Source organism: Evansella tamaricis (assembly GCF_019042215.1).
Classification (GTDB): Bacteria; Bacillota; Bacilli; order Bacillales; family Salisediminibacteriaceae; genus Evansella; species Evansella tamaricis.
In genome coordinates this window covers 1-18609 of sequence record NZ_JAHQCS010000165.1, presented here as the reverse complement: position 1 = coordinate 18609, position 18609 = coordinate 1, and the positions used below count along the sequence as shown (strand labels likewise).

Genomic DNA, 18609 nt, shown 5'->3' with positions numbered 1-18609 from the left:
CAACTCGTAGCTATTTCATGAAGTAATGCTCGTTGCTTCGCACCTTGCGGGGTCTCCCCTGAACTCGCTTTTCCCGCAGGAGTGTCGTGAATTTCGCTAAAAATCATCCTTTTAAAAAAATCAACATTAACCACTAACAGAGCCTTTATTAAAGGGTAATTTTATAAGTTTTAGCACCTTCGGGCAATTTGTCTAGCTCCACCGCCTACTCGCATGGGAACTGAAAAAGTGGTGCTCTTCCACTTTTACAGTCCCTAAGCCACTTCGGAAGTGACAACCGAAGTCAAAGAGCGGACTTCTAGCTACTTCTTCGAATTCGCTGTCCAACGAGCGTTTATTTCACCAGGATGCATCGAGTTGCCTCGACGGATAAACTTCAAAGCGATGCTTGTAGAGGAAGAGGCACTGCCCTACGCTCGTGTTCATAGGCGCTTGCGCTTTTCTTTTTTAAACAAAATTTAAACTTTCTCCACACTTTAATTTAAGATTCATTGTTTAAAGTGTAGTTTGAGGTGATTATTGTGAATGAATTCGTAGTGGAAACAACTAATCTAACTAAAAAATTTAAAGGAAATACGGCAGTAAATCAGGTGAATCTACAAATCCGCAAAGGAGCCATATACGGGTTTCTTGGACCGAATGGAGCAGGGAAAACGACAGCGATAAAGCTCCTCCTTGGATTGATGAAAGAGGATTCGGGAATGATTCGTATTTTTGGAAAGGATGCAAAAAAGGAGAAACTGGCAATATTACGACGGGTTGGTTCCTTAGTGGAATCACCATCGTACTATGGAAACTTGACAGCTACAGAAAACTTAAAATTATTACAATCCATTCTTCAAGTTCCGAAAGAACGGATCAAGGAAGTACTGTCTATCGTTCGACTAGAAGAAGCGGCTAACCGTCCAGTGAAAGGTTTTTCGTTAGGTATGAAGCAGCGGTTAGGAATTGCTTCGGCTTTACTTGGAAACCCCGATCTGCTGATTCTTGATGAACCTACAAATGGCCTGGATCCATCGGGAATCATAGAAATTCGGGAACTGATTAAACAGTTACCGGAAAAATATGGTGTAACTGTTCTCGTATCGAGCCACCTATTATCTGAAATTGATCAAATGGCAACAGAAGTGGGCATTATTTCAAAAGGTTCTCTTATTTTTCAAGATTCTATTGAAGTTTTGCGGAAAAAATCAGTAAACAAAATTAAAATCAAAACAGAAAATGAAGGATATGCAAGAAAGGTGCTGCAGGAAAAAGGATGGATGGGTGAAGTGGAAGGGGAGACCATCACCTTTAACAAAAGTACAGATAACGAAGTGGCAGCCATTGTTCGTCTACTTGTTCAACATAATATCGCTGTGTATCGAGTGGAGGAAGAGAAACGTTCTTTGGAAAGTATATTCCTGGAAATGACGAAGGAGGAGCAAAGCTTATGATACTTCGCCTTCTAAGAACAGATTTTAAAAAGTTGACGTTAGGGATGTGGATTCTTGTTTTTTTAGGACCATTTGGTATTTTTGCTCTTACTGGAGCTAACTATGGTGTTCGTTATGATTGGCTTTTGACTCAGACGGATGATTATTGGGGGCAGTTGCTCCGGCAGATCAATTTGTTTTTGACTCCAGCCCTTTTATTAGGAACAACCTTACTTGCATCCCTTTCGTCAAACATTGAACACGAATCCAACGCGTGGCGACAGTTGTTAGCACTACCTATAAGCAGAGTAATGGTGTATTGTTCTAAATTTTTGACGATTAGTTTTTTATTATTCCTTTCTACTCTATTCATGTTTATAGGTACGATCGTTTTTGGAGTATATATGAACTGGGAGGGGGCAATCCCATTTGAAGCTATTGCCATAAACAGTTTTTATCCTTATTTTGCGGCAATGCCCATTTTAGCCATGCAGCTTTGGTTTTCTGTGTCAACACCAAACCAGGGGCTCCCCTTAACCGTTGGAATTATTGGTTCGGTCGTTTCCATGTATGCCTACGGAGGCCCGGAATGGCTAATTTGGAAATGGCCACACTTGGAAAACAAATGGGAAATACCTGAACTTAGTGTACTTCTTGGAATCACTGTTGGCAGTGTCATCTTACTCACCAGTCTCATTCATTTTCAACAGAAGGATGTGAGATAATGTTCCCTGCAATTATGTATACAGAGTGGCTAAAGTTTAAAAAATCAAAAGTATTTCAAATTTTATTGATAAGTCCTCTTCTGGCAACAGTGGTAGCATATTTTCCTAACTTTGATTTTCCAGGGAATGAATGGTTAGGCCCATTTTTTTCTATGATTATGGTCCAGGCAGTTCTTTTTTTACCATTACTCGCTGGTATTTTTGCAGCAGCAGTCTGTCGTTATGAGCATGCCGAAGGGGGCTGGAAGCAATTGCTTGTCTTGCCAGTCCACCGTCTACACTTGTATAGTGCAAAGCTACTCCTCGTTTGTTTCTTTATTGCGCTTACACAAGTTTTATTATTAGTTGGGTTGCTGTTAGTTGGACTTATACACGGCTTTTCCGATCCTTTTCCATGGCAAGATATACTGCTCCGCCTATTGATGGGGTGGCTAGGATGTCTACCGATCATTTCACTCCAATTATGGGTGTCAACCGCTTGGTCAAGTTTTGCAGCTCCAGTAGCTTTCAATGTCATTCTTACATTACCAAACATTCTCATTGCAAATTCTGAGTTTTTTGGTCCATGGTATCCCTGGGCACAACCGTTCTTAGGAATGATAATGGGTCAGGAAACAGGCATAACCTTTTCCACAGAAACATTAGTGTTTGTCATTATTGGAGGGTTTCTCTTATTTACTAGTGGTGGAATGATTTATTTTCTTAGAAAGGAAGTGTAAGGACGAAGGTTTGTGGGGAAAAATAGAGCCTGTGTTTAGGATTAGATTGCATCATTTTTATACAGGCTCTAATGTTTTTTATTTTAAATATAGAGAGAATTGCACCTTCGGGTATTGTCTAGCTCGTGAGCCTAGGTTCTTGCGCTTTTCTTATTTGTATTACATTTTCTTTGTGAAAAAACATAATTCATGTACTTGCTTAAATCCCACTTTTTTGTATAAACTGATTGCAGTTTCATTGCTCGAATTCACACATAGATTAATAGAATCAATGGACTCAATGGTCAACAACCACTTTAGAGCAACTGATACTAATTGAACGCCAAAACCTTTTCTTCTCTCACTTTCTTTTACAGCAAAAAACTCTATACTAGCTTCCCCATGGGCAGGTTCTGCTTCAACATAAATATATCCACATAAACTATCGTTCTTTTCGATAACAAATACCTTTCTATACTCATTCAATCGGTTTATGATTTGTTGACCACTATAATAAGAATCAGGAAATGCCTCGTTATGTAACAATTCCATAGCTAGGAAATGTTCTTCACGTAATTCTACACTAGAACCATCTTTTATCCCATTCCTCGTATCACGATGGAACTCCAATATAGTGTGTTCACTATGCTTATTAAAGTTAAGATTCTTTGCAAGTTGGAGGACGTAACTGTTCTTTTTATTTGGAAACATGTTTAAGGAATGAATTTCATTAGGGAGTAAATCCACCATTTCACTCCACATACGAAAAACTAAAGGCCGTTTATCTTCCTTGACAAATGGTCCCCATATTTCTGCACCATTACCCTCCAAGTCCGCATCAAATCCTAAAACAGCAATTATTGTATCATTCTCATACGCCGTTAAAAATGACTTGTGATAGGGAATATCCGAAATATCTTCTTTTATGGAATGAGCTATTTCTAGAGGGTCGACACCACAATATCCAATATGTAAGTTGTCCACCTTATTTATCTCTGAGATGAAATGAGCCACATTTTCTAGTTCCTCTATTTTCATTATTGCTATCTTTAACATAATTTTCATTCACCTTTTGGTTGATTTGGGAGGTAAAATGCATGCTTGGGCCATTAACATCGGTTACTTTTTCTTAACCATATTTTTAACAATGAAAGGAATTTCTGATAAATCATTAACGGTATAAGTAGCATGAACATTTTTCCATTGATCGTCTTTCTTCCAAATTGTATTCATCCCTACACTTTGAGCTGCTTTCACATCGTTCTCTGGGTGATCCCCAATAAAGATGCTTTGCTGAGGTAATAACTCTAGTTTCTCTAGTGCTCTATAAAAAATCTTGGGATGAGGTTTTTTCATCTCTTCCCATTCAGATACGAGGATCACATCAAAATATTTTTGGATACCCAAAGCTTTTATGTTATCCAATTGAAACTGTCCATAACCGTTAGTAATTATTCCTAAGTGGAGATTTAAATTTTTTAATTCTTCTAACATTTTGATTAGATTAATAAAGGGAACACAGTTATTCTTGAACTCACTCAAATAATCGTGAAGTAGTTCATCCCATGTTATTTTGTTGATCCCAAGTTCTTTTACTAATTGTTGATAAACTCTATCTTTCCATACATAACCACGATTATCTAATTCTATAAATCTTGTGACATACCGTTCTTTAGGGATATGTCCAACCTGTTTGATTAATCGATTATACTGATTATTTATAAACATTTTCACCGATTCATCTCGATTTAGTAAGGTTCCGTCTAGATCAAATAAAACCCCTTTAATCACTTTACACTACCTCCAATCTTAAGGGTGCATACTATCCATTATCTTCTATTCTCACCTAGTTTAACACGATTTTCCAGTGCTGATTTTAACAGTTTAGTACCTATGAAATTTCGTTCCAGCGACGGGTAAGAGAATTTGTCCTGTTATCCTGTACAAGGTTACCTATTGTTTATCACGGCATATGCTTTTGAAACTTTTCATAGACATTTACCGTAAATACATACTAAGTTTTAAAAGGAGGGTTTTGATGTTAGCGTCTTTAGGTATTTTTGCTGTTTTAATTCCGTTGTTGATTTTGGGGGTAGTTGTAGGAATAGGTTACTTCTTTTGGTACAAAATCAGGTACAAAACCGCGAGATCCAATGAGGCATTAATTATTGCTGGTCCAAAACTGGGTGATCCTGAAAAAGAAACGAATATTTTTACAGATAATGAAGGACGATCCATTAAAATTATCCGTGGTGGCGGCCATTTGGTAAAAATGCATCAGACTGCGACACCGGTGGATTTAACGTCATTCCAGTTGAAGCTTAGAACACCACGTGTTTTCACCCATGGTGGGGTTCCTATTATTGCAGATGCAGTGGCCATGGTAACAGTTTCTGATACGTTAAAGGGGATTGCCATTTATGCAGAACAATTCCTCGGGAAAAAACAGAAGGAAATTGAAAATGAAATCGGAGAGGTTTTAAATGCCAATCTCCGTGCTATTTTATCGAAAATGACTGTAGAGGAAATTAACGCAGACCGGGAAAAATTCAACGAGGATGTAAGAATTGTTGCACAGGCACAATTAGATTCCATGGGTTTTAAAATTACATCATTAGGGCTAACGGATTTATCAGATGCAGACGAGGAAAACGGTTATTTAGAGAACTTAGGAAGACCACAGATCGCCAAGGTTCGAAAAGAAGCGGAACTGGCGGAATCGGACAGTGAAAGGGAAACACGAATTCACAGAGCAACGAATGATAAGGAAGCAAAAGAACAGGAATATCAGCGGCAAATTGAGATTGCGGAGGCACAAAAAGAGAAGTCCCTTAAGGACGCTCAGATTAAAGAAGAAACAGAAAGAGCGAGGGCGAAATCCGAACAGTCCTATGAATTGGAAAAAACAAGATTAACAAAAGAAGTACAGGAAGAGGAATTAAAACTCCAGGCTCAAAAAACAGAGGAAGAACTTCGTATAAAGTTTTTAGAACGGGAACGTGCTGTTAAGTTAGAAGAAGAAGAAGCGAAAGTACGTAAGCAAAAAGCGGACGCTGATTACTATGAAACGACCCGAAAAGCGGAAGCAGAAGCCGAAAAAGCACGCATTGATGGGGAAACACAGGCGAAAATTGATAAAGATCGTGGATTAGCGGAAGCGGAAGTCATTCGGGAAAAAGGTCAGGCAGAAGCCGAAGCCAAGCGTCTCCTAGCAGAAGCGATTTCGAAGCATGGAGAAGTGGTTATAGCCGAAAAATTAATCGAGATGCTACCGCATTACGCGAAAGAAATAGCAGCACCACTATCAAACATTGAATCTGTGAAAATTATTGATACTGGGAGTGGTAACGGAACGGCCTCCTATGGAAAATCAATAACGAATACGATGACACAAATACAAGAACCATTAAAAGAGTTAACGGGACTGGATGTTTCACAGCTTTTATCCGATTTAGTGAACCGGGGTAATACACATACGGTTCTTCGTTCAGAAGACATGGAACGGAAGGATGAAACTGCCGTATCAGGTGCAAATACGGATAAAGTGGATCGTGCTCCGGAAAACGAAACAGATCCTCCAAAAGTGGAGAATTTTACTGAGGATTCCGAAAACAGAAATACCTTGGAATAATAGTACAGGTGCTAGAGCTTGTAATAGTCATATTCCCTTTTCGTGGTGATGCAAGTTTTCGCTATTACTTTTTTAACAGACCAATATTTATGTTGGTCTGTTTTTCCTTAAAATGGGATAATGAATTAAATAGAATCTTTTTAATAATGTTCCACAAATGGAGGTAATTCTATGGCTGAAATTATTTTAACAATACTTCTTTCAATTCCTTTATATGGTTTATTCATCTGGTCATATTTGCACCCTGAAGAAAGCATGTTGTTTGGACAAAGATGGAGGTATCAGGAAGAACCAGAGTTTTCAGAGAATGCAATTCGCTTGTCAAAGTATGGCTCTGTGATAGGGATCATTACGCTAACTATAATCCTGATAGGTGTCATCGTAGATCATCACTTAGTCATACTAGTGATGGTTCTTGGGCTGATCTGTTATATTATATATGGTGGATATAAGATTCTTTCTCAATTCTAACGTCTAATAGACATTTGTTCCAAATTTGAAATAAAACATGAATCCGTGATAATAGGTGTTAATAGAAAGGCTATGTTAAAGGCTAATGTTGATTTTTTAAATAGGATGATTTTTAGCGAAATTTACGACACTCCTGCGGGAAAAGCGAGTTCAGGGGAGACCCCGCAAGGTGTGAAACACCGAGGAGGCTCCCGTACCGCCCGCGGAAAGGGAGTGAATTTCGCAAAAATCAACATTGAACGATAACAGAGCCAATAGAAAAAGGAGGTGGTGGTTGTATGAAAGCGTCTCAAGAATTTATCAACCAATTAGAGAGCTTAAATCAAGCCTATGAACAAGAAGTGAATCAAAAAAAGGAGAAAGGCTTACTAGAAGAAAAAACGGCAAAAACGTATCTTCGCCATTCAGGTACCTTTGTCAGGTGGTGTAAAGGCGACTTTGCACCTGGGATTAGGAAGGAAATGAAATAGAAAGGACCAATACATTGGAAATTTGGGATATTTACGATAAAGATAGAAATGTAACAGGCAAAAAAATAATAAGGGGCTCATCTTTTGATGAGGGAGAGTACCATTTAGTCGTTCATGTGTGCTTGTTTAATAAGAATGATCAAATGTTAATTCAACAAAGGCAGCCTTTCAAAAAGGGTTGGTCCAATAGGTGGGATATTACAGTGGGCGGCAGTGCCATTGCGGGAGATACAAGCCAACAAGCTGCTGAGAGAGAAGTGCTGGAGGAAATAGGCTATTCCATTAATCTTCAAGGAGTAAGGCCTTCCTTAACGGTAAACTTCGATGTGGGGTACGATGATTACTATCTTGTTGAGGTAGATCTTGATATGGAGGATTTGACCCTACAACCAGAAGAAGTACAAAGTGTAAAGTGGGCAACGAAGGAAGAAATCCTCAGGATGATCGATGACGACGTATTCATCCCATATCATAAGAGTTTGATAGAACTATTGTTTGAGATGAGAACATCCAAAGGCTGCCATAAAAAATAGAAAGCAACTGTTGGAGAAGATAGATTATATTGTTCATTAGGTGACTAGGAGTTACATTGCTAAATAATGTATAGATCTGATTACGTCTTCCTAAAGAAGATAATTAAGAAGCGGAAAAAAAACAACCACAGCAACGATACATTGAATAAATGTAATGAAGATATCTTTTTTCCATGTGTTTTTCTCGGGAAAACGATGGATCAGCCTTTGAAAAAAAAGAAAAACTACCCACATCGATAGGATGCTTAATAGGATTGTGCCTAAGTCTTGATACATCTTATAAAACTCCCTTCGGACTAATTTATCAGAGATAAGTTACTCTTTTAAAATTTGCAATTCAGAATCTTCTATATGTGTGTAACAGAAACGCTTCTTTAAGTTTCAAGTTGAAAAAAGATGAGGCTGGGACATTACTAAAGTGTTTAATTGGATATCCAAACAATACCTAACCGTAGTGAATTATATTTTCGGAGCTATGGTTAAATCACTTTCACTTCATTTGGATTCTATTGGATTAAAACACTTTTGTCCTAGCCTCATAACTCATATGCCGGATCGAATCACCAGATCTCCATGATTTTATCGAAACAAAGAATTATTTAGTTTTCATTTCCAAATAAGTACTTGGCGAACTCACTGTCAGATGGAATAACAATGGTTGTATCATTGGCAAGTGCTTCGCGGTAGGCTTGTAAGGAACGGAAAAATTCATAGAATTCTGGATCCTGATTGTATACTTCCGCATAGATTTGTGTTGCTTCTGCGTCCCCTTGTCCTCGAAGTATTTCAGCGGTTTCGTATGCTTCCGCTTCTATGATCCGGGCTTCCCGATCTGCATTAGATCGTATCTTTTGTGCTTCTTCTTCCCCTTCAGATAAATAGCGATTGGCAATTCTGTCGCGTTCTGTTCTCATTCTATTATAGATATTTTCTAGATTTTGTTCTGGGAGATCTGTTTGGCGAATCCGAACATCCACCACTTCCATTCCATATTCTGCTAACCCTATATTGGTTCGTTCTATTACACTCCCTAACATTTCCTCCACATGATCAATGTCGGAAATGAGTTGTGTCATGTTTGTTCGACCGATTTCACTATTGAGATTTGAGTATATCATGTCATCGAGACGTGTGTTTGCATTCACTTCTGTACGCATCGTCACTCGGAATAAAGCAGGGTTTGTTATAACCCACTGAGCATAATTATCCAGTTCTACGCGCTTTTTATCGAGAGTCGTTACTTGTCGTGGACGAGTATCATAAGTTAACAGTCGATCAGAATATGTTTCCACGGTATCAATAAAAGGAATTTTGAATTGAAGTCCCTTTCCTTCGATGATCTTTACATTACTTAAACGACTATGTTGTTCAATCTGATGTTCAATTTCTGGTGTTTTTTCAGAGATTACTATTTTTTGAACTTCTCCAAACCTGACGACAACGGCCTGGTCAGTTTCGTTTACATTGAATGTAGCTAAAAACCACCCTATTATAGCCACGAGGATAATTCCCACGATAGCACTCATTCGTTTAACTGTTGGAAGGGCAGTGTTCTTCATTTTTTTTATTTTTTCCATATCCACCACTTCTTTAAATTCACTCATTACTATTAGCCCCCTTTCGTTAATCTTCCGTAACTGTTTTAGAATTTGTTAAAGGTAAAAAATTTAGTGTATTCCCACTGTCACCATCTACAATATATTTTTCCATATTAGGAAGTATTGATTCCATCATTTCATAATACATACGAGTTCTTGTAACTTCTTCCCCGAGGCGGTAAGTTTGAAGTAATTCGTTGAACAAGGCAGTGTCCCCATTGGCTTCTGCTACCCTCGCCGCTTTATACCCTTCCGCCTGTGCGATGGTTTCTGCGGCATTACCTCTGGCAGCGGGAATGACTTGGTTAGCATAACTTTCCGCTTGGTTTATTAGCGCATTACTTTCTTCCCGTGCTCCTACCACTTTATGAAAGGCATCCTGTACTTCAATAGGTGGATTCACATCTTGTAGTTGAACAGTAGTCACTTGCACGCCAATCTCGTACCTATCTAATATTTCTTGGAAATGTTCATGGATTTCCGCTTCTACACCTCCACGGTTCTCCGTGACAACCCCGTCGAAATCATTGCTTGCAACAACACGGCGTATGGCAGCTGCACCTGCATGGGCAATGGTTTCATATTGATCATCTACATTGAAGAAGAACTGTTCCACATTATAGATTCGGAACTGAATGACAGTTTCTAAAGATACTAAATTTTCGTCACCGGTAATCATGAGTGATTCAGAGCCAACTTCCACATACTCTGAAAGATTCCTAGAATCCCCTTCGGATGTGGTCCTGAAACCATATTCCATTCTTTTCACTTCTTGCGTATTTTCCTTCCAAACGGTTTGAACAAGTGGAATGTGCCATTTCATCCCAGATTCCACCACTGTAGATTGATGCTTACCGAATTGAAGGATAACCGCTTCTTCTCCATCATCAACAATGTAAATCCCTAATAAACCAAAACCAACAATAAACAATAAAAATAAAAGTCCAATAATCTTATTCAAAATAACCTTTCCTCCTTTTTAAAAAATGGTCTGCAATTAGAACACATGAAAGTTTATTTGTGTTGCGGAATTCAAATAAAGTAATTGACTTAATCCCTTATGGAACTCTTTCATGTTTCATTTAGCACCTAATAAGTTACGTATTAAAATCTAATAGGTTTCAGTAAATTATAACTTAATAAATATATTCATTATCGTTGATCCGAAAATATGGTCTGGAAAAAACGACAATATTCTTCTAGTGGGTCATAAGTAGAGAGTGTTTTTCAATGACAGTGTTGAAAAATCGAACACGTATTTTTGCAAATGTAGTTCCACAAGGATATGTGTATCTTGATAAAAGGGTGGATGGTCAGGTTCCTCGTTTAAGTAATGTAATAAGTCTCATTAACTGCTTGGCGGGTAGTTCAATAATGACATTTATTATCATCAACTCTCTATAATTGAAGGGTTGTTTTAGTACCACCTCCATCAAAAGTTGTAGTAAATTTACTACTTCTTTTTGATGAGTTGAATTAATTGAGCCTTTATGATTGTGGAAAGGAGGTTTTATTCATGATTAAAGGTTTATATGAGGCACACTTACCGGTAAGCAATTTAAAACGCTCCATCGCATTTTATGAAGATCTGGGATTGGAATTTTCTCATAGCCATGGGGATCAGCTTGCCTTTTTTTGGGTCGAGAAGGGTAAAAGTTGGTTAGGTCTCTGGGAAACGGAGAATGTAAAGCTTGCCTATCATCCGTCCATAAGGCACATTGCTTTCCAGGTAACATTGGAAGACTTAAAAAAATCAATCGCATGGTTGGAAAAAAGGGGATATCATCCTAGAGAGGCATTTGGTTTTGAGCCAATCGAGCCATTTGTTATGGCACATCATGATATGGCCCATGCAAAAATTCATTTTAATGATCCAGATGGTAATAGTTTGGAATTCATTTGTAAAATGGAGAACCCAAAGAAGATTACAAAGAGAATGTATTTAAGTGAGTGGGAAAAGTGGGATAAGAATATATAATTATATGAATTACAATAGGTGATGAATAAATGAAAGACAAAAAAATTAAATATAAAGATAAAGATATTCTTATACAGAGGTACGAGATGAGAGTAAGAGGTAAGGGAGTAACCCGAACAAAAAATAAAAAAAGTAAATAAACCACCTCATTCCCATACGGAGTGAGGTGGATTCCACTTTTTGTAATAGATTATTGTTTTGATAGCTAGTTCGGTGTTCTTATATTTTCATGAAATCTCTGATAGACTTCCACCTTTTTTAAAGAAACGACTGATGTTTTTTTCCACTTCAGGGTCTGGAATTAAAGGTGGTGCGTGATGTGGTTTTCTTCTCGCGTCGATAATGATATTGTCACAACCCCAATGTTTGTGTTCAAAACGACTGTTCACTCCATACATATCATGGGATGGGTTACTGCGTGTGAACGTAGCCCAAAGGAAATTACTGATGTCTTCGCTTAGGAACTGACTGTCATCACATACAATAATTAATGGGCAGGAAGGTAATTCCCCCTTCGTTTTGATGGATTCTGCTAAGGATGTCATTTCTGAATTAGCTTGATCATAGGTGGAAAAATCAGGCCCTTCTAATGCCACAACACCAGGAATGACTTGTTTTGCCTTTCCAAATGCTCCTAATTCGTGTAAGGCTTCCGGAACGTCCTTACATAATTCCCTCTTTTTATCACCACATGCCGCAAAAACAACTTTACTCCCCGTATTCAATCCAGTTCCGGAGTAATCCAGTGTGTCAATGGTAGTATTCGTCTGGAAATGTATGTCACGCTGAAAGTCCATTCTTTCTAATATATATGCTAAAAATTCCGCTTCTTTATGGGTATCTAAAGGTTGAGATTCCTCAGCGGCAATAAATAAATATTTTGCAAGGCTAAGCTGTCCCGTTCCTAATATTCGGTTTGAGATCGTTAACAACTCAGCGGGCTGCTTTACCTTTTGATAAGGAGTATATCGTTCATTACCGATGGCGAATAACAGTGGGTGTACTCCAGCTGCATCCACGGCATGGACTTCTTTCACTCCTGGAATTTCCTGTTTAATTGCACCACCAGTCAACTCGTGAATAAGCGCACCAAATGCTGTATCTTCCTGGGGCGGCCTTCCTACCACGGTGAATGGCCAGATGGCATTTTTCTTCGCAAAGACTTTATGCACTCTCATCAACGGAAATTCATGTGTTAGGCTATAATATCCTAAATGGTCTCCAAACGGCCCTTCTGGTTTGGTTTCTCCTGGATATATTTCCCCGGTAATAACAAAGTCCGCATCATTACTGATGCAGTAGCCATCCACATAGGAATAACGAAAGCGGCGACCAGATAACATACCTGCAAAAGTAAGCTCAGATAAACCTTCAGGTAATGGCATGACTGCAGATAATGTATGAGCAGGTGGGCCACCGATAAAGATGCTTACTTTCAGTGGTTCTCCTTTCTTTACAGCTTTATGTTGATGAACACCGATGCCACGGTGTATTTGATAATGTAATCCAATTTCCTTATTCAACTCATAGTCATTTCCACTTAACTGAACCCGATACATTCCTAAGTTGGCATTCATAATTCCAGGTTTATCAGGATCCTCAGAAAACACTTGTGGTAAAGTAACAAACGCACCTCCGTCATCGGGCCAGTGGTGAATGAGGGGAACATCAGAAATGGCAATTTCCTCCATGTCCGATGGAAGGCCACTTTTTTTCTTTGGAAGTGCCTTTAATGCAGAAAAACCACTTCCCACATGTTTAAAAGGGTTTTTCATTGCCTGCATGGGATTGTTCCGTAATGCAATCACGTTTTCGGTAGCGGTCCAATTTTTTCGGAACATAAACTTGCTCCGTTCCACTGTTCCAAAGAGATTTGAGACAGCAGGATATTTTGATCCTTTCACATTTTCAAATAATAATGCTGGTCCTTCTGCTTCAAACACTTTTAGGTGAATGGCAGCCATTTCAAGATGGGGATCTACCTCTTCTTTTATCCGAATCAGATGACCATTTTTTTCTAAGTCAAGAATACATTCTTCTAAATTTCGATACATAAGTAATGGCTCCTATTTCAATAGTTTAGTTACTTTAAATTATACCTGTTTTTTGGACAAGTGTCTGCTCAGGAAGAGTAAATTTAATGGGATCAAACTAGTAAATCATGGTTTAGGGAAATACTGTTGATGATCGATTCTTTGAAAAATGGTAAAGTGTACTTAGACATTAATTCACATATTGCATGAGGAGGACTAGTTCATATGAATATTCTAGTAACAGGAGCAAACCGAGGACTTGGATTGGCTTTTGTAAAACTTGGGGCCGAAAAGGGGTACCGAATTTTTGCAGGAGTAAGGTCAGAAGATACGGAATATCCTGAGCTTGAAAAACTTCAAAAAAGCTATCCTAATTTAGTGGAAATTCAGACACTGGATGTATCTGATGAAGGTAGCATAGAGGCTTCTAAAGGGGAATTAGAAAAACGAGGGGTCTCCCTCGATGGAATAATTAACAATGCTGGGGTATTAATTGACCGCGGAGTGGCATTTCATGAATTGAATTTAGCGGAAGGGCTGGCCACTTTCGATATCAACACCTTTGGTCCCATAAGAGTAGTCAAGCATTTTTATGATTTGTTAAAGGGCGAAAAACCATTTATAGTAAATATCTCATCGGATGCAGGGAGCATTACTAATACATATGACGGGGATTATTTTTATGGTATGTCGAAGGCCGCTTTAAACATGTTTTCTGAAAAACTTCGCCGCGCATTGCCAGCAGTTCGAATCTACTCGATTCATCCAGGTTGGCTTCATACGGATATGGGTGGAAAAGAAGCCCCATTAAGTCCCGAACTATCAGCTGAGTCTATTTTTGGGATCATTGAAGGGGAAGTCAGTGTATCCCCAGGGGCAAATACGTATATCACGTATGATGGGAAAAAGCTGGATTATTAATAATTTCAAAATGTTCCAATAAACCTTACCTGAATAACCCCGCTGTACAATGAACAGTGGGGTCCCCACTCTTGTTCAGACTCATGTATTGGTGGACGATTACATTTGGTGAATTATTCTAATTGTTCTTTTGTTATATTCCACATAGCATTACCACTTAGAGTTGTTGCCTTTCTGTTTCTTTCATGGCATAAAACTCTCTGTTTAAAATACTCATCATGATATCCGTTTCGTATTTTCCTTCAATCAGAGCTCCTTCCCTTTCTACCCCCTCTTGGATGAATCCGCACTTTTCGTAACACTTAATAGCACGTTTGTTATAATCAAGCACACGTAAATCAACGCGATGGAGACGAAGTTCTTCAAATGCATAATTTAAGACCAATTGTGTTACTTCGGTACCTATTCCTTTTCCCCAAACAGAAGGGTTAAACAAACCAATGGCATAACGGGCACGATTATCCATCTCACTTACTGTCAACCTTGCTTGCCCAATCATTTTACCTTCGTATTCTATACACCACTCTAACTGGTTTTCTTTTATAGCTTGAATAAATTTTTTTGCCTTATCTAACGTTTTCGGTGCTATGTTTTTCGTATTCCCTCCATACATTTTAACCAATTCTTGACTGACGTCCACATCTAAATAATCCATAATATCGCTGTCTTTTGGCTTTCTGAGGAGGACTCTTGGTCCTTTTATCATTGGGGCTCCATTCAATAAAACCATCTCCTTCTTTACTTGGAATGTTCGGAATCACCAAATAACAATTCAAGAGTACTTATATAAAGATTCCCGTCTCCATACGAGACGAGAATGGAATGAATTAGTTTTGTCATTATAGTCATTTTTAATAATCTTGTAAACTATTGGAAGAGTGCACCAATCGAAGGATTTGAGGGCCAATTGGGAAGGAAAACGAGGAATTGATAGTCTTACTTTGACAAAAAGTTGTCACATTATGCCTATTTTCAAAAAAAAATTTAAAAAACAAGTGTATATTTTTCCAAAGAATTAATATATGTAAGTGTACTTGTCTTTATCATCCTATCATAGTGTAAAGCCAAGATAGTTCATAATAGGGGTGATTCACCTTGAAAAAAATCGTATTTGTCGTTGTTTTATTAAGTTTCTTGGCAGTGGGCAGTTCGGAAAGCTCTAAAATACCTACACCACCTTCTCTTTCTGATCCACTGTTACACAAGCCAGAGAAAGAGATGCAGCGGGATTCCCACTTTTACTATACTGGAGGAAATGATCAGTGGACAGGGGAATATCATGCCACAGTCAGGGAGTTTGCATCAAGTTCCAGTGAAATTCACTATACTTTAGTATTACAATTTAATGGGGATAATAGGGAACGGAAAGAGATGGGTTTTATCGAAATTTCTCATCAATCTCCAATCGCTTCCACATCCATTTTTAAAACATTGGAAGATGAAGATGACATGAAGAAGACTTTCTATCATCGGGGTGGAACAAAGGGAAAAGGGTTATTAACTGGTTCAGAGGAAATAATTACGAATGTTCAAACAGAATTGGGGAAAGACACGATAATTCTATACCCGAGTGCTGGGGGAAATTAATCGTAGGAAGGCGATAAGAAAATTGTTGCCTTCCTATGATTTTTTTTGGTAATAGTTTGATTGAACATAATTTAAATACGATGTTAACAATTCGTGCGCAATGATGTCATGACCTTTTCCATTCGGATGAATTCCTCCAAAAGAAAGGATTCCTTTTCCATTAAACTGAAAGATGGAGTGTATATCAACAAAAACTGTGTTTTCTTTCGTTTGTGTCATTTCAGAAAGTGTATTATTGATTGCTGTTATCCAATATTCACTATATGTTAATTTAGGATAAGGGTTATATAACCCAATAACTTGGATGAGGTAAGGAGTGGTGAAATGGCTGCTCTTTTTAATCGAGCCTATTTCATCAATGATTATTTGTATATTTTGTTTAAGGGTGTTTATTGCCTGTTCAAATATCCGGGGGTCTTGTTGACGTTTAAATTGCTTGTTTGCTTGTATCAAGTCATTTCCGCCAATATTTATTGTAATAATGTGAGATTTGGCAATATCCAGCCGAACACGGGGATCTCTGAGAAAGTAGACTAGCTGGCTAGAAGTGATTTTTGGTTTTGCATACGTTTGAGCCTGAACTGGAACACGAAGATGTTGCTCCAACTTTTGTTTGTATGATCCTACAAACCCAGAACGGAGATATGTTCCAACACCTGCTGAGATGGAATCGCCAAGTGCAGTATAATACAACCAGTGATACATTGTTGTCCCCCTTCCCGAATTTATCTCTTTATTAGATTATGAAATCTGGAATGAAAGAGTTCTAGGGACAACTGTTTAATCTGTTAGTTACTGCAATTAACAGGATAACCTCCGTAAGGGGACGGAGGTTATCAGAGTTAAGTATTAAATTAGTTGTTGTTATTGTTATTGTTGTTTCTGTTGTTGTTTCTGTTATTGCGGTTGTTTGCATTGTTGTCATTTGCAAATTCCGTATTAACATTGTCCACATTTAATTCTTGGTTATTATTGTTATTACGGTTATTGTTACGATTGTTACGATTTTTAGCCATCATTATCACCTCCCTAGGTGTTAATTTTTCCAAAATGTGAATTATAATACTTTAATTTTTCACAATTTTTAATTTGTAACAAAATCGCCTTTTTAACCGTTGACAATGTCTCCTCCGTTGACGTGAATAACTTGTCCAGACACATAGGAAGAATCATCAGATGCTAAAAATACATAGCTTGGTGCTAATTCTGCAGGTTGCCCAGGTCTTCCCATAGGACTATTTGTACCAAACTTAGCCACTTGATCCTCTGGAAAGGAAGCTGGTATTAAGGGAGTCCAAATTGGACCAGGGGCAACGGCATTGACACGAATTCCCTTTGACACAAGATTTTCTGATAACGACCTCGTAAGTGTAATCATAGCTCCTTTTGTTGATGCATAATCCATTAAGACAGGATTTCCTTTATAAGCGACGATGGAGGCCGTATTAATGATCGTACTTCCCCCTTTGAGGTGGGGCATTACTGCTTTAATTAAGTAAAAACAGGAGAAAATATTTGTTTTGAATGTTCTTTCCAACTGATTGGCAGTGATATCTTCAATTTTTTCCTGATAATGCTGTTCGGCGGAATTGTTAATAAGACAATCGATATGTCCGAACTCATCAACTGTTTTTTTTACAGCTTTTTTACAAAATGATTCTTCTCCTATATCCCCGGGAATCAATAAACAGGAAGAACCATATCGCTCCACCTCTGTTTTTGTTTTGTCGGCATCATCGTCTTCATTTAAGTAAACAATAGAAAGTTTAGCCCCTTCTTTTGCAAAGGCAATGGCTACCGCCCTGCCAATTCCACTATCCCCGCCAGTAATTAAGACGACCTTATCTTTTAATTTGCCGCTACCTTTATAGTTTGGGTCATCATATATTGGAAGTGGGTTCATCTCTTCTTCACTACCAGGCTGATTTGTTTGGTGTTGAGCAGGCTGTCCTTGCTTCTGTAGATCTTTTATTTCGTTGTATTTCATAAGATACCCCTCCTTTAAAACTCAGTTATAGAATGTTCTATTTAGTGGAGAAATAACCATGTTTCCGGAAGTTGAAACCTCTGATTTGTTGCCGTTCTCCTTTGGGGAAAATCGAGTTGGGAGTCTGGAATGGGATGAATCTCTTCGAAATTGAAAGTTTCTATAAAGAAGCAAACGGATGTGTTGCGAGTGAGGAGGAACCGTAAATGAAAGACTTCAAAAGACGTCATGGTGCGGATACGATACTATCAAAAAAAAATACAATATGGAACATATTTGACAATACCACCGCATTAATAGTACAATACTGTCAGTTTAAGAATTAAGTTCTATGTATAGTAAGCGGGTGTAGTTTAGTGGTAAAACCTCAGCCACGAGCAAAACATCTCTGGAATACTGCGAGTTGTCTCGACGGACAGGATGTCCTAATATCGGGCATGCCACAGGAAGTGGCGTTTTGACCGATGGACGGACAGGACCACAGAGCATAGCTTGCAGAGGAAGAGACATGTCAAGGCGAGTGGACGAAGAGAACAATAGAATAGAATAATTCAACTTTATG

Annotated in this window: 20 protein-coding genes; 11 read left to right on the top strand and 9 right to left on the bottom strand. The window is 38.2% G+C overall.

Going from position 1 to position 18609, the window contains the following annotated elements; all coding sequences use genetic code 11:
- The first annotated feature begins 521 nt into the window (after window positions 1-521).
- From KS419_RS20660 to KS419_RS20650, 3 genes are read left to right on the top strand one after another with little or no spacing between them, the layout of a single operon-like run.
- A complete protein-coding gene (locus KS419_RS20660; protein WP_217068506.1) occupies window positions 522-1436 on the top strand; it encodes an ABC transporter ATP-binding protein in 915 nt (304 codons plus the stop codon).
- Window positions 1433-2140, top strand: coding sequence for an ABC transporter permease (locus KS419_RS20655; RefSeq protein ID WP_217068504.1), 708 nt, complete (start codon window positions 1433-1435; stop codon window positions 2138-2140). The genes KS419_RS20660 and KS419_RS20655 overlap by 4 nt, the downstream gene beginning before the upstream one ends.
- On the top strand, window positions 2140-2859 hold the full coding sequence (locus KS419_RS20650) for an ABC transporter permease (protein WP_217068502.1): 720 nt from the start codon (window positions 2140-2142) through the stop codon (window positions 2857-2859). The genes KS419_RS20655 and KS419_RS20650 overlap by 1 nt, the downstream gene beginning before the upstream one ends.
- Window positions 2860-3018: 159 nt before the next feature.
- On the opposite strand, the gene KS419_RS20645 is transcribed toward KS419_RS20650, so the two are convergent.
- Window positions 3019-3894, bottom strand: coding sequence for a GNAT family N-acetyltransferase (locus tag KS419_RS20645; RefSeq protein WP_217068500.1), 876 nt, complete (start codon window positions 3892-3894; stop codon window positions 3019-3021).
- 63 nt (window positions 3895-3957) lie between these two features.
- Window positions 3958-4629 carry an HAD family hydrolase gene (locus tag KS419_RS20640; protein ID WP_217068498.1) on the bottom strand — a complete coding sequence of 224 codons (672 nt, stop codon included), beginning with the start codon at window positions 4627-4629 and terminating at the stop codon, window positions 3958-3960.
- 247 nt (window positions 4630-4876) lie between these two features.
- Here KS419_RS20640 and KS419_RS20635 point away from each other — a divergent pair, with 247 nt between their 5' ends.
- The 4 genes from KS419_RS20635 (at window position 4877) to KS419_RS20620 (ending at window position 7943) form a co-directional block, all read left to right on the top strand.
- On the top strand, window positions 4877-6469 hold the full coding sequence (locus KS419_RS20635) for a flotillin family protein (protein ID WP_217068494.1): 1593 nt from the start codon (window positions 4877-4879) through the stop codon (window positions 6467-6469).
- Window positions 6470-6640: 171 nt separating this feature from the next.
- Window positions 6641-6940, top strand: a complete 300-nt coding sequence (locus KS419_RS20630; RefSeq protein WP_217068491.1) for a DUF6199 family natural product biosynthesis protein — start codon at window positions 6641-6643, stop codon at window positions 6938-6940.
- Between the two features lie 278 nt (window positions 6941-7218).
- Window positions 7219-7410, top strand: coding sequence for a hypothetical protein (locus tag KS419_RS20625; protein WP_217068489.1), 192 nt, complete (start codon window positions 7219-7221; stop codon window positions 7408-7410).
- Between the two features lie 14 nt (window positions 7411-7424).
- On the top strand, window positions 7425-7943 hold the full coding sequence (locus KS419_RS20620; RefSeq protein ID WP_217068487.1) for an NUDIX hydrolase: 519 nt from the start codon (window positions 7425-7427) through the stop codon (window positions 7941-7943).
- 599 nt (window positions 7944-8542) lie between these two features.
- Here the strand turns inward: KS419_RS20620 and hflC are convergent.
- Complete coding sequence (hflC, locus tag KS419_RS20615; protein WP_217068486.1) at window positions 8543-9547, bottom strand: protease modulator HflC; 1005 nt, start codon at window positions 9545-9547, stop codon at window positions 8543-8545.
- A gap of 19 nt (window positions 9548-9566) precedes the next feature.
- Entirely contained in the window at window positions 9567-10502 is a 936-nt protein-coding gene (hflK, locus tag KS419_RS20610) for an FtsH protease activity modulator HflK (RefSeq protein WP_217068484.1), read from the bottom strand.
- A gap of 555 nt (window positions 10503-11057) precedes the next feature.
- On the opposite strand from hflK, the gene KS419_RS20605 reads away from it, so the two are divergent.
- Complete coding sequence (locus KS419_RS20605; protein ID WP_217068483.1) at window positions 11058-11519, top strand: VOC family protein; 462 nt, start codon at window positions 11058-11060, stop codon at window positions 11517-11519.
- Window positions 11520-11746: 227 nt separating this feature from the next.
- Here KS419_RS20605 and KS419_RS20600 read toward each other — a convergent pair whose 3' ends face one another.
- Entirely contained in the window at window positions 11747-13573 is a 1827-nt protein-coding gene (locus tag KS419_RS20600) for a UbiD family decarboxylase (protein WP_217068482.1), read from the bottom strand.
- 204 nt (window positions 13574-13777) lie between these two features.
- Between KS419_RS20600 and KS419_RS20595 the strand changes: the two genes are divergently transcribed.
- A complete protein-coding gene (locus KS419_RS20595; protein WP_217068480.1) occupies window positions 13778-14473 on the top strand; it encodes an SDR family oxidoreductase in 696 nt (231 codons plus the stop codon).
- A 157-nt stretch (window positions 14474-14630) separates the two neighbouring features.
- Here the strand turns inward: KS419_RS20595 and KS419_RS20590 are convergent, their stop codons facing one another.
- Window positions 14631-15194, bottom strand: a complete 564-nt coding sequence (locus tag KS419_RS20590; RefSeq protein ID WP_380086283.1) for a GNAT family N-acetyltransferase — start codon at window positions 15192-15194, stop codon at window positions 14631-14633.
- Window positions 15195-15568: 374 nt separating this feature from the next.
- On the opposite strand from KS419_RS20590, the gene KS419_RS20585 reads away from it, so the two are divergent.
- Entirely contained in the window at window positions 15569-16060 is a 492-nt protein-coding gene (locus KS419_RS20585; RefSeq protein WP_217068478.1) for a hypothetical protein, read from the top strand.
- Between the two features lie 33 nt (window positions 16061-16093).
- Here the strand turns inward: KS419_RS20585 and KS419_RS20580 are convergent, their stop codons facing one another.
- The 3 genes from KS419_RS20580 to KS419_RS20570 all read right to left on the bottom strand — a co-directional run bounded on the left by KS419_RS20580 (window position 16094) and on the right by KS419_RS20570 (window position 18047).
- Window positions 16094-16765 (bottom strand): SGNH/GDSL hydrolase family protein, encoded by a 672-nt coding sequence (locus tag KS419_RS20580; protein ID WP_217068476.1) that lies wholly within the window; start codon window positions 16763-16765, stop codon window positions 16094-16096.
- 149 nt (window positions 16766-16914) lie between these two features.
- The gene (locus KS419_RS20575; RefSeq protein WP_217068475.1) at window positions 16915-17076 is read right to left on the bottom strand and encodes a hypothetical protein; all 162 of its coding nucleotides are present in this window, start codon (window positions 17074-17076) and stop codon (window positions 16915-16917) included.
- A 92-nt stretch (window positions 17077-17168) separates the two neighbouring features.
- A complete protein-coding gene (locus KS419_RS20570) occupies window positions 17169-18047 on the bottom strand; it encodes an SDR family oxidoreductase (protein ID WP_217068474.1) in 879 nt (292 codons plus the stop codon).
- A gap of 403 nt (window positions 18048-18450) precedes the next feature.
- Here KS419_RS20570 and KS419_RS20565 point away from each other — a divergent pair, with 403 nt between their 5' ends.
- Window positions 18451-18597 carry a hypothetical protein gene (locus KS419_RS20565; protein ID WP_217068473.1) on the top strand — a complete coding sequence of 49 codons (147 nt, stop codon included), beginning with the start codon at window positions 18451-18453 and terminating at the stop codon, window positions 18595-18597.
- Window positions 18598-18609 lie beyond the last annotated feature (12 nt).

What these genes read in the sequence shown, in the direction of transcription:
- KS419_RS20595 (WP_217068480.1), top strand. Translation starts at nt 13,778, where the DNA reads ATGAATATTCTAGTAACAGGAGCAAACCGAGGACTTGGATTGGCTTTT.
- KS419_RS20625 (WP_217068489.1), top strand. Translation starts at nt 7,219, where the DNA reads ATGAAAGCGTCTCAAGAATTTATCAACCAATTAGAGAGCTTAAATCAA.
- KS419_RS20655 (WP_217068504.1), top strand. Translation starts at nt 1,433, where the DNA reads ATGATACTTCGCCTTCTAAGAACAGATTTTAAAAAGTTGACGTTAGGG.
- KS419_RS20645 (WP_217068500.1), bottom strand. Translation starts at nt 3,894, where the DNA reads ATGTTAAAGATAGCAATAATGAAAATAGAGGAACTAGAAAATGTGGCT.
- KS419_RS20635 (WP_217068494.1), top strand. Translation starts at nt 4,877, where the DNA reads ATGTTAGCGTCTTTAGGTATTTTTGCTGTTTTAATTCCGTTGTTGATT.
- KS419_RS20605 (WP_217068483.1), top strand. Translation starts at nt 11,058, where the DNA reads ATGATTAAAGGTTTATATGAGGCACACTTACCGGTAAGCAATTTAAAA.
- hflC (WP_217068486.1), bottom strand. Translation starts at nt 9,547, where the DNA reads ATGAGTGAATTTAAAGAAGTGGTGGATATGGAAAAAATAAAAAAAATG.
- KS419_RS20650 (WP_217068502.1), top strand. Translation starts at nt 2,140, where the DNA reads ATGTTCCCTGCAATTATGTATACAGAGTGGCTAAAGTTTAAAAAATCA.
- KS419_RS20570 (WP_217068474.1), bottom strand. Translation starts at nt 18,047, where the DNA reads ATGAAATACAACGAAATAAAAGATCTACAGAAGCAAGGACAGCCTGCT.
- KS419_RS20580 (WP_217068476.1), bottom strand. Translation starts at nt 16,765, where the DNA reads ATGTATCACTGGTTGTATTATACTGCACTTGGCGATTCCATCTCAGCA.
- KS419_RS20630 (WP_217068491.1), top strand. Translation starts at nt 6,641, where the DNA reads ATGGCTGAAATTATTTTAACAATACTTCTTTCAATTCCTTTATATGGT.
- KS419_RS20575 (WP_217068475.1), bottom strand. Translation starts at nt 17,076, where the DNA reads ATGGCTAAAAATCGTAACAATCGTAACAATAACCGTAATAACAATAAT.
- KS419_RS20600 (WP_217068482.1), bottom strand. Translation starts at nt 13,573, where the DNA reads ATGTATCGAAATTTAGAAGAATGTATTCTTGACTTAGAAAAAAATGGT.